General features: G+C 50.4%; 15 protein-coding genes. All 15 read left to right on the plus strand.

Going from position 1 to position 16,200, the window contains the following annotated elements; translation table 11 throughout:
- Positions 1–68 precede the first annotated feature (68 nt).
- Positions 69–971: a response regulator gene (locus GC177_02480; GenBank protein MBI1274820.1), complete on the plus strand. Its 903-nt coding sequence runs from the start codon at positions 69–71 to the stop codon at positions 969–971.
- On the plus strand, positions 958–1,815 hold the full coding sequence (locus tag GC177_02485) for a response regulator (GenBank protein ID MBI1274821.1): 858 nt from the start codon (positions 958–960) through the stop codon (positions 1,813–1,815). Before GC177_02480 ends, GC177_02485 begins: the two co-directional genes overlap by 14 nt.
- A complete protein-coding gene (locus tag GC177_02490) occupies positions 1,808–4,684 on the plus strand; it encodes a response regulator (GenBank protein MBI1274822.1) in 2,877 nt (958 codons plus the stop codon). The genes GC177_02485 and GC177_02490 overlap by 8 nt, the downstream gene beginning before the upstream one ends.
- A 92-nt stretch (positions 4,685–4,776) precedes the next feature.
- Entirely contained in the window at positions 4,777–5,487 is a 711-nt protein-coding gene (locus GC177_02495; protein MBI1274823.1) for a response regulator, read from the plus strand.
- 145 nt (positions 5,488–5,632) lie between these two features.
- On the plus strand, positions 5,633–5,932 hold the full coding sequence (locus tag GC177_02500; protein ID MBI1274824.1) for an STAS domain-containing protein: 300 nt from the start codon (positions 5,633–5,635) through the stop codon (positions 5,930–5,932).
- 12 nt (positions 5,933–5,944) lie between these two features.
- Positions 5,945–6,325, plus strand: a complete 381-nt coding sequence (locus GC177_02505) for a response regulator (GenBank protein MBI1274825.1) — start codon at positions 5,945–5,947, stop codon at positions 6,323–6,325.
- Positions 6,322–8,313, plus strand: a complete 1,992-nt coding sequence (locus tag GC177_02510; protein MBI1274826.1) for a chemotaxis protein CheA — start codon at positions 6,322–6,324, stop codon at positions 8,311–8,313. Before GC177_02505 ends, GC177_02510 begins: the two co-directional genes overlap by 4 nt.
- A gap of 10 nt (positions 8,314–8,323) precedes the next feature.
- On the plus strand, positions 8,324–8,794 hold the full coding sequence (locus GC177_02515; protein ID MBI1274827.1) for a chemotaxis protein CheW: 471 nt from the start codon (positions 8,324–8,326) through the stop codon (positions 8,792–8,794).
- A 28-nt stretch (positions 8,795–8,822) separates the two neighbouring features.
- Positions 8,823–11,051: a PAS domain-containing protein gene (locus GC177_02520; protein ID MBI1274828.1), complete on the plus strand. Its 2,229-nt coding sequence runs from the start codon at positions 8,823–8,825 to the stop codon at positions 11,049–11,051.
- A 26-nt stretch (positions 11,052–11,077) separates the two neighbouring features.
- Positions 11,078–11,914 carry a chemotaxis protein CheR gene (locus tag GC177_02525; protein ID MBI1274829.1) on the plus strand — a complete coding sequence of 279 codons (837 nt, stop codon included), beginning with the start codon at positions 11,078–11,080 and terminating at the stop codon, positions 11,912–11,914.
- Between the two features lie 20 nt (positions 11,915–11,934).
- Entirely contained in the window at positions 11,935–12,555 is a 621-nt protein-coding gene (gene cheD, locus GC177_02530; GenBank protein ID MBI1274830.1) for a chemoreceptor glutamine deamidase CheD, read from the plus strand.
- 11 nt (positions 12,556–12,566) lie between these two features.
- Positions 12,567–13,625, plus strand: coding sequence for a chemotaxis-specific protein-glutamate methyltransferase CheB (cheB, locus tag GC177_02535; protein ID MBI1274831.1), 1,059 nt, complete (start codon positions 12,567–12,569; stop codon positions 13,623–13,625).
- On the plus strand, positions 13,622–14,701 hold the full coding sequence (locus GC177_02540; protein MBI1274832.1) for a hypothetical protein: 1,080 nt from the start codon (positions 13,622–13,624) through the stop codon (positions 14,699–14,701). Before cheB ends, GC177_02540 begins: the two co-directional genes overlap by 4 nt.
- A gap of 12 nt (positions 14,702–14,713) precedes the next feature.
- Positions 14,714–15,016, plus strand: coding sequence for an anti-sigma factor antagonist (locus GC177_02545; protein MBI1274833.1), 303 nt, complete (start codon positions 14,714–14,716; stop codon positions 15,014–15,016).
- An 11-nt stretch (positions 15,017–15,027) separates the two neighbouring features.
- The gene (locus tag GC177_02550) at positions 15,028–16,200 is read left to right on the plus strand and encodes a SpoIIE family protein phosphatase (GenBank protein MBI1274834.1); all 1,173 of its coding nucleotides are present in this window, start codon (positions 15,028–15,030) and stop codon (positions 16,198–16,200) included.

Raw genomic sequence — 16,200 nt, forward strand, 5'->3', positions numbered from 1 at the left:
ATTAAGGTGTTAACAAAAGCTAGTGCCATTAAATATACAATAAAATCACAAAGATACGAGAGTGTCCTATGATCCTTATTGATAGCGATGCAGAGAGTAAACTGGTGCAAACACTCAAACAGCTTTTGCACGATGCCGGCGAAACAGGAAGCGTATCCTTTAGATTTTCTCATGAGAAAATAAGCCCAGAGAAGCTGTTCTCAACGCTTCCGGGCATAGTGCAAAAGGAACTCGAAAGCGCCGATAGCAAAATTTTCTTTTGTGAAGGTGGTGATGTGTTTGTTCTGTCCCCGGGGCTACATGCAAGAATAGCGCACAAGTTGACAGCCGCGGTGGCCAAGATATTCGATCTTACCATGCTGGAATATGAGGCTCGCTTTTATGATTTGATCAGAGATACTGGGCGTTTGCTTGCGTTGCTGGAACCAAGAATCGAGAAAAAAAAGAAAGCTGAACAAGAGGCGAGGGCCTCTCAACTGGCTGAAGCGCAAGCCAGGCTTACCCTGGCCAAGCGTGAAGCCATTTTGGATGTGGAGATAAGCGATCGCACTAAGGCGAAGATTAGCGAACGGCGTGCGGAACATAAAGCACCGGAAGTCATGCTCGTGGAAGATGACACATTCTCGCGCCGCCTGGTCGGGAATATCCTCAGCAAGAAGTATAACCTCACCAGTTTGGAAAATGCCGAATCGGCCCTGACGACCTACGCTCAGCTGGCGCCAGATATTCTCTTTTTAGACATCAACCTGCCGAATGTAACCGGGCATGAGCTGCTGGATCGCATCCTTCTGCTCGACCCACAAGCCTATATCATCATGCTAAGTGGCAATTCCGACAAGGAGAACGTGCTGCAGGCCATGCAGCGCGGCGCTAAGGGGTTTGTCGCCAAGCCGTTCACACCCGACAAAATATACCAATACATCGAACGCTGCCCAACCGTAATTAATAGGAGCTCCCATGCGTATAATTAAAGAAAATGCGCAGAACTACATTCGATCGCTTGCCGAATGCATTGGCCGCGATCCGGCTAGTCTGGAATCCTGGCGCTGCATCCATATGCAATTTGCAGAGGCTGCACCTGGTATCAACCCTGCATTTCCGCTTGGAACGCTGCAGGCGATGCAGGCAGAATATAAAATTGCCGATTGCGATGTGGTTCTGTGTCAGGACCGGGATATCCTATTGATCGGCCAAGCGCCTGGTGTTGATATACTCCACGAATTACAGACAAGGATCACGGAAGCGGCGGAAGTGCATGACAAGCCCCAAAGTCATCTACATGATTTGTTTTATGGCTGGCGGGATATCCGCAAGATTCTGCTTTCCAAAGTGCCGGATGCGGCTTCCGTAACACTGCCGGATGATTTGGCGAATTTTGGCGAAACGGCATATGTGTCCGAAGCCTTTGCTGCTGCGAAGAAATGCAGGAGTGCACGCAATCCCATGCATATTCTTGTGGTGGAAGATGATGACATGACACGGCGGTTTGTCTCAAACCTGTTTAAGGAAGAATATGCCTTGATCACGGCAAAGGATGCCCGCGAAGCCATCGTCAACTACCTGCTGCACGCACCCGATATCGTGTTTCTTGATATCAACCTGCCGGATCATAATGGATTTCAAGTGCTCAAAGAGATCATTCACAAAGATCCGGAAGCGTATGTCGTGATGTTCAGCGGCAATAGCTACCTGGATAACATCACCCACGCACTGAACGCAGGCGCATCCGGCTTCGTGCCCAAGCCGTTCAGCAAGGAAAAAATGCGCCACTATATTGAGGATTGTGCAATCGCCCGAGCGGGTGGCAATGGGTAATGATATGCATCTTAGCCAATCCCTGAAGGCCGCCTTTTACACCGGATTATTGACCTTTCTGGCGGTTTTGGCCAGTAGCGGTGTGCTCTATTTCTATGCGCAAAACGCCATCAACGACGATGTTGAGGATTACCTGACCGGCATTGCCTCCGCCGCAGCTAAACAGGTGAATGGCGATCTTCACGCCAGCTTCACTTCGCGTGGGCAGGAAACCAGCCCCGCATATCTTGAAGCCATTCGGGAATTAGCCGAAGTGAAGACCATGTTTCCTAATCTGAAATATGTCTACACCTGCATTTTGAAAGGCGGAAAGGTCTATTTCATTCTCGACCCCACGCCGCCTGGGGTTCTTACCAAAACCGGAATCGAGAGTAAGTCTCATATCATGGATGTGTATGAGGATGCGTCAAAAAACACAGCGCTGATGGAGGCGTTGCGCACACGGCGCACCACATTCAATAAAAAGCCTTACACCGATAGCTGGGGAAGTTTTATTTCCGGTTATGCGCCGTTTTATAACAAAAAGGGAGAGTTTGCAGGCATTGCCGGTATCGACCTGGACGCCCAGGAATTTGCAGTAAAGAACTCCCGTATTTATGAAATAGAGGCAGTCTGCATTCTGATTGGGATATTGATCTCACTTCTCTTCGCCCGATCATCCTACCTTAAAAGCACCAAAATTGAAAAGATTAAGAACCATTTGATGGAGCAGCATAAGAAAATGCAGCGCACCACTGCGCTGATGCAGCTGCTTAAAAGTATTGCCTCCGCGGCCAATGAGGCCGATAGCATTCAGGCCGGTTTACAGGCGGCGCTGGATGCCATCTGCGGCTATACTGGCTGGCAGATGGGACATGCTTATTTGTTCGATGAAAAGCAAAATCTGCTGGTCAGCGCCGATGTCTGGCATATGGAGTCTTCCGAAGCATATGCTCCTTTCAAGGAAGCGTGCGGCCATTTCGAAACGGCGCGAAGCGAAGGGTTTGTAGGAGAGATTTTCGCTGATTGCACGCCGATGTGGGTGCTGGATGTCACCCAATCATCCGTGTACCGGCGCAAGGACGCTGCCGCACAGGCGGGATTTAAAGCGGCATTCGGCTTTCCGATTATGCTGGGACGAAATGCCATGGGCGTGATAGAGTTTTATTCCACGAAAGCGGAGATTCCGGATGAGAGCCTGCTTTCGGCCATGGCGAATGTTGGCAAGCAGCTAGGACAGGTCATTGAGCGCTGCAAAGCAAGAGAGAACGTGGAGCAATCACTTTTCCAGCTTAAGCGCGCCAACCTCAAGGCCGAGGCGGCAGCACGTGATTTACAGGAAAGTCTCAAGAAAGCCGAAGAAGCCAATCGCGCCAAGAGTGATTTCTTGGCCAATATGAGCCATGAGCTGCGCACGCCCATGAATGGTGTGCTTGGCATGGCACATTTGCTCTCCGATACCAGGCTGGATGCCGAACAGCGTGAATGCGTTCAGACGATCAACGCATCCGGCGAAACACTGCTTATGCTGCTGAACGACATTCTGGATTTCTCAAAAATTGAAGCCGGCGCGCTAGTGTTGGAAAATATTCCATACAATCTCAAGGATTGTGTGCACGATAACTTGCAAATATTAAAGCCGGCGGCGGAACAAAAGGGCATTTTACTGCTAAGTGATTGCGATCCAAACCTGCCTCAATACATCAAGGGTGATCCGGGGCGAATGAGCCAGATTATTGTGAACCTGCTTGGCAATGCGGTAAAATTTACCGAATTTGGCCATGTTCGGCAGGAGGTGAGTTTCGATAAGGATCAGAAGACGCTATGCATTAAGGTGGAAGATACGGGCATCGGCATCCCCCCAGAAAAACTTTCCAAGATTTTTGACAAGTTTACACAGGGCGACACCTCCGTTACCCGCAAATACGGTGGCACCGGCTTAGGCCTTGCCATCACCAAACATCTCGTATGCAAGATGGGGGGTCAAATTGGCGTGGAAAGCGCAATCGGCAAGGGCTCTACCTTCTGGTTCACGCTGCCCTGTGAGCCAGTAGAGTTTTGTCCAGTTGAGGAACAGTATGTGTCTCCCACGCGCGCAGCGCAGCATTCGCGCAAGGATGCTACGCAGGCCCATGTACTACTGGTAGAGGATTACTCGGTTAATCAGCTCTTTGCCATGAAGTTGCTGTTCAAATTCGGTTTTACACAGATAGATTTAGCGGAAAATGGTGAAGAAGCGGTCAGCAAATACCAGGAAAAAGGCTACGACATGGTTTTCATGGACTGCCAGATGCCGGTCATGGACGGTTATCTCGCTGCTGAAACTATTCGGCATCTGGAAAAAGCATCAGGCAAACACGTGCCTATCATTGCCATGACGGCCAACGCCATGATCGGCGATAGGGAAAAATGTCTTAAAGCCGGTATGGATGACTATATCAGCAAGCCGCTCAAACCAGATCGCCTGCGCTATATCCTTGAACACTGGTTTTTAATGGAGAAATCGGCTCCTTCCGCCTATGACAGCGACCATCATGCGGGTAAGCCTATCTTCGCCGATGCGCCGGTAGATCTGCAACAGCTGCGCATGTTCACCGGCGGCGATGCTGCTGAAGAGAAATCCCTGGTCGAGTTTTTCATGGATCAGGCCCAGGAAGCGCTTGCCACCCTTGAGCAATCAATTGGCACTCAGGATGATGAGGCTTGGAAAAGCACGGCGCATCGCTTTAAAGGTGCATCGGGCAACTTTGGTGCGGTGAAAATCTATCATTTGTGTAAACGGGCGGAAGCGCATTACGACGAGGCGGAAACGAAAAAGCGTCAGATGCTTTCCGCCATGCGTCAAGCTACTGCTGAGGTGAGAACGTTCATGGAAAGCAACGTCGCTTGATTTCGAAAAAGATTGTCAATTAAACGCCTTTTGGCTAAACTTTTGCGTGTAATTATAAATGCTTCCACACTTGAAGGTGAGTTTCGCCCGCAGTGAGCATAGAACCGCATCATTCTGTTTATACCTATGTCGGGCAACGCATTCGTGAGCGGCGCAAACTGCTTAAAATGAGTCAGACGCAGTTGGCGCAAATGATGGGATTATCTTACCAGCAAATGCAAAAATATGAAACCGGCGCCAGCCAGGTATCATTGAGCAAACTGCTTCAATTTGCCAAAATCCTCAATGTGCCGCCGCTGTTTTTTTATGAAGGTGCGAAACTGGATGACGAGATCGGCGAAGGAATAGCCAGCGATATCATTCAAAAAACCCGCACAGAAACGCTTCATGTATTGCTGGTTGAAGACAGCCCCGCCGATGTGATCCTATTTAGAAAAGCCCTTTCTGTTTGTTCGGAGCAAGTGGATCTGCACGTTATTCATGATTCGGAAACGGTAGGCGATTTTCTGCAAAACCATCATGAGAAACATGGCAAGGCAATGCCGGATTTGATCATCCTTGATCTTTCATTGCCCAAAATTACCGGTCTGCAACTGTTGAAATCCATTAAGAGCAATTCCGAAACCGCAGAACTGCCGGTCATTATCCTGACCAACAGCATCAGTAAGAAAGAAATGCGCGAGGCTTACCGCTCCGGTGCCGCTGGTTTTATCCAAAAAAGCGTGGATATGGAACAATACATGGAATCCATAGAAACCGTCATGCGCTACTGGGCGAAAACGGTTTCCTTGCCGGTGATGTAGCTTCTATCACATTGTTTTCATATATTTTTCTCATTCCTCATATCACTGGTTGTATCTTGGGCTGAGTTGCAATTTACGATGAGTAATAATTAGAAAAGTTTTTAACTCGGCATCCCCACAATGGCTTCATGACCACCTTGTGGAGATGGCAATGCAAGCCAATAACGAGCCTTCTTTTACGCTGCCTGCGCAACTAACCGCTGAAACGGCGGATGTTGTAACAGAGGCACTGCGTGGGCTATCGATCGCCTCGCATCACCCATTCCTGTTCAATGCATCGCAAGTGGAAAATCTCACCTCGTCAGGCGCGCAAGTTCTTGTGTCGCTCCATAAAAGCGTCACTGCTGTGGAAGGTGAGTTCAGGATTACAGGGTATCAACCCCTTTTTAGTCAAGCGCTTGCCGACATGGGCCTAAGCTGGCTGGTTAATTCTTCGAACGCATAAGGAGCAATGACAATGACAAAGAAAATTCTTACCGTCGATGATTCAAAAACCATGCGCGAGATGGTCTCCTTTACCTTAAAAGGCGCTGGTTATGAGGTGATTGAGGCCGAAGATGGCAAGCACGCGCTCGCCTCAATCAACGGTATAAAGGTGGATGCAATCATCACCGACCTGAACATGCCGAACATGAATGGCTTCGAGCTGATTCAATCCCTGCGGAGTGATCCAAATTATAAATTCACGCCCATCCTGATGCTTACCACCGAAGGTGACGACAGCAAAAAACAGGAAGGTAAGGCAGCAGGTGCCACGGGCTGGATAGTCAAGCCCTTCAACCCCGATAAGCTGGTTGAAGTCGTGCGTAAAGTCTGCCCGTTGGGAGCTGCGGCATGAGCCTTGACCAGTTCAAGCAAACCTACATTACCGAGTGCTACGAGCTGCTCGAAGAGATGGAAAATCTCCTGGTCGCGCTGGATTGCGATGCCGCTGACGCTGAGCAGCTAAACGCCATTTTCCGCTGTGCGCACTCGATCAAAGGCGGTTCCGGCGCATTTGGTCTTACCTACATCACTGATTTTACTCATGTATTGGAAGCGCTTCTCGATGGCATGCGCGAAGGGAAGGTCGCACCCAGCCGTGAAGCGGTGGATACGCTATTGAAAGCCGTTGATATTGTCACCCGCATGGTGGATGCCGCTAAGGCAAACATAACGCCACCGGAAAGCCTAGGCGAAGAAGTATTACAGTCCCTTAAGTCAATTGCTGGCAACACACAAAGCCTAACGGCGCAGCCTAAGATGCACGATGCCGCGCAGACGGCGGAACTGAAACATTATGAGATTACGTTCGCCCCCCATGCGCAGCTCTACTTAACCGGCAACGAGCCGCTGCTTTTGTTGCAGGAGCTGAAGCGTCTGGGTGAAACAAATATCACGGCTTACACTGGGCGCGTACCAACGATCGATCAGCTGAATCCCGGAGAATGCTATTTAAGCTGGCAGATAAGATTGAGCGGTGAAATCGATGAAGCTGCCATTCGCGAAGTGTTCGAATTTGTCGAGGATTACTGCGACTTAACCATTAAAGAAGCCCCGGCGCTTCCTGTTGCTGGCGAAGAAAACAACGCACCGCCGTTTCCGGCACATAAAATCACCTTGTCAACCGGTGACCAACAGGATCGAGTGGGTACGCAGACGACCTCTATCCGTGTGGATCTGGATAAGGTGGACCGCTTGGTCAATATGGTGGGCGAACTGGTGATTACCGAGGCGATGCTGCGTGCGCAGACGCGTGATTTGCCTGCGGAGAAATTCGTGGGCCTTATGCGTGGCGTAGACGAGCTTTCCCAGCATACCCGTGAGTTGCAAGAGGCGGTAATGGCGGTGCGAATGCAGCCCGTCAAATCCGTGTTTTCGCGCATGCCCCGTATCGTACGCGATCTCTCGGCGCAGCTGGGTAAGGATATCCGGCTGGAGATGTCGGGTGAGAATACCGAAGTCGATAAGACCGTTATTGAATCACTATCCGATCCCCTGACGCATATGATTCGCAACTCTGTGGATCATGGCATTGAGGCGCCGGATTTACGTCTTGCGTCGGGAAAGCCGGCGCAAGGCACCATTCATCTCTCCGCTGACCATCGTGGTGGCCGCATTGTGCTGGAAATCCGTGACGACGGCGCAGGAATCAACCGTGAACGCGTACTGGCGAAGGCACGTGAAAAAGGATTGGTGGCTGAGGATGCTCAGCTGACGGAAGAGGAATGCGATAACCTCATTTTCCTGCCTGGGTTCTCCACGGCGGAGAAGGTCTCCAACGTCTCTGGGCGTGGTGTCGGCATGGATGTGGTGCGGCGCAATATCGAAAGCCTGGAAGGCACAGTTAAGCTAACCACTCAGCCTGGGAAAGGCTCGCTTTTTACCATATCCCTGCCGCTCACGCTCGCCATCTTGGACGGTATGATCGTACGCGTAGGCGCAGAGCATTACATCATCCCCATCACCAGCATAATCGAGACGATGCGCCCCAAACCTGGTGAGGTGAAGAGCGTGGAAGGGCATGCTGAAGTGCTTAATGTGCGCGGTGAGTTCATTCCCATCATCTACATCCACCGCATCTTCTCGATTGAGAAGGCGGAAGCCGACCCCGCCAAGGCATTGGTCGTGCTGGTGGAAGGCAACGGCATGAAGCTTGGGCTGGTGGTCGATGAGTTGATTGGCCAGCAGCAGGTCGTCATTAAAAGCCTGGAAGCGAATGCAGACCCCGTTAAAGGCATTTCAGGCGCAACCATTCTGGGTGATGGCAGAGTTTCTTTAATATTAGATATCAATGGTCTAAAGGCGCTTCATCAACAAAAGCCGCACTTAGAGCTGGTAGCATAGGGAGAGCAATATGAATGAGGCAACGGACTCACATCTCAGCGCACAGCAATTCCTCACCTTCACAATTGGGCAGGAGGAATATGGTGTGGACATCATGACCGTGCGTGAAATTAAGGGCTGGCAGGAGACGACGCGTCTGCCCAATACACCGGATTTCATGCGCGGTGTGATGAACCTTCGAGGGCTTATCATACCGATTTTCGATTTACGTATGCGGTTTCACCAGCATCTCACGGAAGCAACGTTGAAGCATGTAGTGATCATCCTCGCGCTGGGGGAGCGCAATATCGGCATACTGGTGGATACTGTTTCTGACATTCTGGACGTTAGCTCTGAGCAGATCAAACCCCCGCCTGGCGCCGAAGACAATGCCAACACGGATTACATAAACGGCCTTATCTCCCTGGAGGATCGAATGGTCGTGCTGCTGGGGGTGGAGCATCTGTTTGATCCTGCCACTACCCAACGCGTTGCCGCCTAACATTTAATTCTATAACGAGGAGTATCCTATGTTTAGCCTATCCCGCACCGCCGAAATCCAGGAAATGAAAGCCCGGCTTGAAGCGCTTGATCAGTCACAGACCATGATCGAAATGGATATGGCTGGCCATATAATGAATGCCAATTCCAACTTCCTTGACCTGCTTGGTTACAATTTAAGAGAGGTTCAAGGCAAAAAGCTGTCCCAGCTTTTGAAACATGTTGGTAGCAAGGCCGACACCGTGCAACAGGAGGTTTTGGCAAAAATACAATCCGGCGAAACCTGCAGCCGCAAGCTTCGCTTTAACACACGCGATGATAAAGAATGCTGGATGTTTGGGCAGCTGATGCCCGTATTGGATGCGCAAAGCAAACCGTGCAAAGCACTGGGTATTTTACAGGATTGGAACGAGCAGCATAAGATTCTTGAAGAAACGGAAGAGCTTCGTGTCTTCAAGAGCACCGCCAATCTGACCAGTATTGTCTCCGAAGCGGACCTGAAGGGCGACATTGTTACCATCAACGATAAATTCCTGGAAGTTTCCAAATATCCCGCCAAGGAGCTGATCGGCCATGGACATAATACTACCCGCCATCCAGACATGCCAAAAGAAGTGTTCAAGGAAATGTGGGATACAATTAGCCGCGGCGAGACATTCCGCGGTGTGGTGAAGAACCGGGCCAAAGACGGCACGCCCTATTGGGTGGATGCGGTGATTTCTCCCGTACTCGGGGAGAATGGCAAGCCAAAGAAATATATCGGGATACGCTACGATATCACAAATCTGGAGATGGAACGGCGAACTGCGGCGAGTGTCTTCGAAGCCATTGGTAAATCGCAGGCAGTGATCGAATTCAATATGGACGGTACCATCATCACCGCCAATGAAAATTTCCAGAATGCACTAGGCTATACGCTGGATGAGATCAAAGGCAAGCATCACCGTATGTTCGTGGACCGTACCTACGGCAGCAGTAACGAATACCGTCAGTTCTGGGATAGCTTGAACCGCGGTGAATATCAGCAAGCGGAATATAAGCGCTTCGGTAAAGGCGGAAAAGAGATATGGATTCAAGCAACTTACAGCCCAATTCTGGATATTAACGGCAAGCCTTACAAGGTCATCAAGTTCGCTACCGACATTACCCAAATGGTACTTACGCGAACGGAGAACGAACAAGGCATGAACGAGGCGGTAAAAGTACTTACCGGCATTGCTTCAGGTAATCTTACCCAAAAAATGGAGCTGGATTACCAGGGCACGTTTGGCGAAATCAAAAATGCGGTAAATGCCACGGTAGATAAGCTCTACGACATGGTGAAGGGTATTATTGAAGCGGCGCAATCGGTAAATTCAGCGGCTTCTGAGATCGCCTCTGGCTCAACCGATTTGTCCCAGCGTACGGAGGAACAAGCCTCCAGCCTGGAAGAAACCGCCGCCAGCATGGAACAGCTTACCGGCACCGTGCGGCAAAACTCCGAGAACGCCAAGAACGCCAACGAGCTGTCCACGAGTGCCAATCAGGTGGCAACCGATGGCGGGAAGGTGGTGGAAGAAGCCGTGTCCGCCATGGGATCGATCGAGAAATCCTCACAAAAAATCTCCGACATCATCGGTGTGATCGATGAAATCGCTTTCCAGACCAATCTTCTGGCCCTCAATGCGGCAGTGGAAGCGGCGCGCGCCGGAGATGCAGGCAAGGGCTTTGCGGTTGTGGCGGCAGAGGTGCGTTCGCTGGCCGGACGTTCGGCTTCGGCATCGAAGGAGATCAAAACACTCATAAACGAAAGCGCGAACCAGGTGAAGACTGGTGCGGAATTGGTCAATAAGGCAGGCTCCACGTTGAAGGATATCGTCGGTTCAGTGCAGAAAGTGGCGAGCATCGTATCCGAAATCGCCAGCGCCAGCCAAGAACAGGCCAGCGGTATTGATGAGATCAATACGGCGGTAACACAAATGGATGAAACCACCCAGCAAAACGCCGCATTGGTGGAGCAAAATACCGCGGCTGCACAATCAATGGTGGAACAGGCGCAGGCATTGGAAGGCCTGATGGCATTCTTCACCATCGATAATAGCGAAGAGCCTGCCGCATTAGTAAAACCGGCAATAGAGATAAAGTCATTCGAACGGCGTGCGAATTCCCCCCTGCGCAAGCCTGCCGCAAAGCCTAAAGCAGCAAATAAATCATCTGCGGCCAAAGTCTTGAAAATGGCAGGCGCTTCGTCAGCCGATGATAGCTGGCAGGAATTTTAATTCCTTAATTTTACAGGAACGCTGTTATGAGCAATACGGCCATATTTCGATCAGAAAGAGAATTCGCCTTCGGTGAACGTGAATTCCGTTTTCTTGGCCAGCTGGTGCACGATCATACGGGCATTGTGCTGGCGGCACACAAGCGGGATATGGTTTATTCTCGCCTTGCTCGCCGCCTGCGCGCGCTAGATCTGAAGGATTTTGCTAGTTATTGCGAACTATTGCAAAGCCCGGAAGGCGCAGCAGAAATGAGCAACCTGGTGAATGCCATCACCACCAATCTCACCAGCTTTTTCCGGGAAGGGCATCATTTCGAGCATTTGCGTGAACAGGTGCTGAAGCCTATGGCAAATAAAAGCGAAAAACACTTGCGTATCTGGTCATCGGCTTGCTCTTCTGGCATGGAACCCTATTCCATTGCCATGGTCATGAAAGCGGCGATTGCGAATATCGCTTCCTGGGACGCACGCATTCTAGCCACCGACATCGACACCAACATGGTGGAGAAAGGTAAAGCGGGCATCTATCCAAAGTCAGAGTTGGAAAATATCCCGACTACCTATCGCAGCATGCTCGATATCGACGGGCAACACTTGAGCATGTCGCCCGCTTTGAAAGAGTTAATCGCATTCAAGTACCTCAACCTGCTGGATACCTGGCCGATGAAAGGCCAGTTCGACGCGGTCTTCTGCCGTAACGTGGTGATTTATTTCGATAAACCCACCCAGGCAAAATTATTCTCACGCATCGCCGATCACATAAAGCCCGGTGGCTGGCTCTATATCGGTCATTCCGAGAACCTTACCAATATATGCGATCGTTTCGAACTTCGCGGGCGCACAATTTACCGGAGAATTAAATGATTGTGCGGCCTGATCATAAGATGCTGGAACGGCGCAAGAATGATGAATTGCCCGTTGATACGTATTTCCATGGCACGAAACGCTTCCATGATGCGAAAGAAGGCATCGATGTAGTTAAGATCTTCTCCGGCGATTGGTACGTCACTAAAAATTGCGAAATGCTAGCAACGATTCTCGGCTCCTGCGTAGCCGCATGTATCCGAGATCCCATCGCTCATGTCGGCGGCATGAACCATTTTTTGCTACCTGGCGATGAGAACACCGCGGTTTTGAGCGATGCGGCACGATACGGCGTATTCGCAATGGAAAGTTTGATTAACGGCATTCTGAAGGCGGGCGGACGTAAAGATAGATTGGAGATCAAAGTATTCGGGGGAGGCAATGTCATCAACAACTCTGCCCGCATCGGCTCAAAAAATGCAGCATTCATTCGCAGCTTCTTGAGCAAGGAGGGATTTACCATCGCCTCGCAAGATCTGGAAGGCGATTATCCCCGCCGTGTGCATTACTACCCCCAGACCGGGAAGGCGTTGGTACGTGCGCTTAAGCGCCGCGAGGACATGGCCGTGGTCCAGGAAGAGGCACGTTACACGCGCTCCATTAACGCCAAGCCCATTGAAGGTAACATTGAGCTGTTTTGATGAGCTGAATTATGAAACCAATCACTGTGCTCATTGTTGACGATTCCGCGCTCATTCGGCAGATGTTCACCGAACTGCTGAGCTCGGAGCCGGATATTCAAGTGCTGGATACGGCATGCGATCCGCTGGAGGCACGCGAAAAGATTAAACGATTAAATCCGGATGTGCTGACACTCGATATCGAAATGCCGAAAATGGACGGCCTTTCTTTCTTGGAGAAGATCATGGCGCTGCGGCCAATGCCGGTGATCATGATTTCCTCCCTCACGCAGCGTGGCGCGGACGCCACCTTGCGCGCTCTGGAAATCGGCGCGTTTGACGCCATCGCCAAACCAGTAGAGCACCAAACCGAGAAAACCATTGCCTTGCTAAAAAATGAACTTGTAGCGAAAGTACGCGCTGCCGCCAGCGCCAGAATCCAGCGGCGTGTCCGGACAAGCCCGCTCGAGGCATCAGGCATCATTCCTTTTTATCCTGCGATAGGCGCACGCCATGTCATCGCGATCGGGGCATCCACCGGTGGTGTGGAAACGCTAAAAGATATTTTTCAGCGCTTACCGGGCAATGCGCCGCCCATCGTTGTCACTCAGCATATGCCGGAGCGCTTTACGCGTTCTTTCGCTTCACGTCTCGACAGCGTTTCGCAGATGTGCGTGATGGAGGCGGCAGACGGTGACCGGCTGGCGACGGGACATGCCTATATTGCACCGGGCGACCGGCATTTGAAAGTTATACGCAAAGGCGGGGAGTTGATCTGCAAGCTGGAGGATGGGCCAAATGTATCCGGTCATAAACCTTCGGTAGATGTGCTGTTCCATTCGGTTGCTGAGGCGGCAGGACCGCAAGCGGTGGGGGTAATTTTGACCGGCATGGGCAAGGATGGTGCGGTGGGATTGAAGGCCATGCGCGACCATGGTGCCTTCACCATCGGCCAAAACGAGGCAAGCTGCGTGGTGTATGGGATGCCGGCTGTTGCTATGAAGATCGGCGCAGTTCAGATTGAAAAGTCATTGATTGATATACCAAAAACGCTTTTGCAGCATTGCGAGAAACGAGAGGAGCGCCCATGACGTTGGCCCGCGCATCAAACGCCTTTATGCTTGAACAAGACGTTGAGCCAAGTGCCTACCGGCTTGAGCATTCTCCTGAAGATGTCGCGCGTGCCTGTGCTGCCAGTGGTGCGCTAGAGCTGCTTGAATCGCTGCTTCCGGAAGCTGCCAGAGAAGTGGAGCGCGCCAGCTGCGATCTAACCGAGCGTTTTAAATCATTGGCCAACAGCGCTACCACGCAAAGCGAACTGGTACAGTCCCTGCTGATTGCGATCGGCAGTATTGACTTGGAAGATAAGAAAATTTCACTGCAGGAATTTACCAGTCTTTTCAGCACAACGGTGGACGATGCTATCGGCAAACTGCTTTTCGTCTCCAAAAAGGCCATTGAGATGGTCTATGGCATGGACGATGCGATCAAGAACCTGAAGGAGATCGAGCATTTCTCTAAAGAGGTGCAGCAGATTACGAAAAAAACAAAATTATTGGCGTTAAACGCAACGATTGAAGCGGCAAGGGCGGGCGAAGTGGGTAAAGGTTTCATGATCGTGGCGGAGGAAGTAAAGGGCGTATCCCAACAAGTCGAGGAATTATCGCAAGCCATGACCGTTCGCACCGAGGTGATCATGAAAAATGTCGCTAAAAGCTACGGTGTGCTCAAGGAAGTTGCTACCATCGATATGAATGCCAATTTAGAAGCCAAAGAAACGTTAGATGCCCTAATGAAGGGCTTAACACAGCAAAACCAAAAAACCATGGAAGTGATGCAATCTTCGGCCAATACCTCCCTTGAAATAGCCCAAAGCATCCAAGGCATGGTGGTCAACCTGCAATTCCAGGACAAAAACACGCAGATGATGGATAATGCGGTTCGCATTGTAAACAAGTGTCTGTCTTTATTCGATTTCTGTCGCCGCTTCGACCGGCGCGATACTTCGCTTATTCAGCGTATGGCCGATTCCATCCTTGCTGTCATAACGCTGGGCGAAATCAAGCAGCGTTATGCCACCAAAATGCGCGACGATAATTTCCTGCCAGACATCGTCATCGTGTCCACGGACATGCAAACAGGCAGCGATAATATCGATTTATTTTAGGGGAAGGCCAGCATGGAAACAATCGCGCAAAGCTCAAATGGAATTCACAGCGTGCATCTGCATGGCCGCTTCACCTTTAACGATAATCCGGAGTTCCGTGAAGCGGTACTGGATAAAATCAGCACCCCCGACATCACAAAAATTACGTTGCACTTGGAACGGGTGGAGTTTGTGGATTCGGCGGCTCTTGGCATGCTTCTTCTTGCGCATGACGAAGCAAAAAAACACAACAAGCAACTGTTGATACAAGGGGTGTCCGGGCAAGTGAAACGCATCTTTGACATGGCGTGTTTCCATCAGTTCTTCAGCTATTAAACAAGTCATACATGAGTGTGGGGGAGCCGGTGTCCGAACTCTACCAGTCCACTATTTTGATCGTCGATGACGATGCCATCAGTCGTTTTTTAATTGAAAAAACGTTGAAAGATCGAGGGTTTAGTCAAATTTATTCTGTGGATAGTGGCGTGAAAGCAATGACACAGCTCGATCGCATACAGCCGGACCTGATTATCCTCGATATTTTTATGGTGGGATTAAACGGCCTTGACTGCTGCAAATGGATTCGCACACAGTCAAAACAGAAAAATATGCCGATTCTAATGCTGACTTCGCTCACCGATGAAAAAATGCGCTTTCAGGCATTTGAAGCCGGCGCCAGTGATTTCGTTAACAAGCCGCTTCACTCAGAGGAGCTCTATGCGCGAGTGAAAGTGCATTTGGAGAACCGATTGGCGATGAAAAGCCTGGAGCGCTATAAAAAGCGTTTGGAGTTGGAGTTAAAAAGCGCCAGCGAGTTACAATCCACCATTTTGCCATCCGAGATGGAAATGGAAGAGATGCGAAAAAATTGCAAGCTGGATATCGCGGCGCATTTGAATACCTCTTCCGAAATCGGCGGCGATTTTTGGGGTATGAAGCGGTTGTTCCCACATCAGACGGCATTCTGGATGGTGGATTTCTCAGGTCACGGAGTCACGGCAGCGCTTAATGCGTTTCGCTTGCAAGCGTATATAATGGAGCATTCCGAATGCGCAGCCCGGCCTGGCGATTATCTCTCTCACTTGAATGACAAGCTGTTGCATTTGCTGATACGCGGTTATTTTGCCACCATGTTTTATGGCATCCTTGATACAAAGGGAAACAAACTGCATTATGCCTGCGCCTGCAGCCCGCACCCACTGATTCTGCGTAAAAATGGCAACGTAGAGATGATCGACGGTACAGGGGCGCCGCTTGGCATCTGCCTGCAGTTCTATGAAACGAAGAGCATCGATTTCAAGCCCGGTGATACGTTTATGCTCTATAGCGACGCGTTAACCGAAACACCCAACGCTTCAGGAAAATGTATCAGCGAAGAGGAAATGAAAACTGTCCTTGCAGGGCAAAAAAATGAGCCTGCATTAAAAATGAAAGAATCAATGCTTAACCATTTCAGTCGGCATATTTCTCTGCCGGCAGAGGATGACTTAAGCCTGACCTTCATCCGACGCATGGATTAA

Source organism: bacterium, from assembly GCA_016124905.1.
Lineage (GTDB): Bacteria > Pseudomonadota > Alphaproteobacteria > Rickettsiales > RI-342 > RI-342.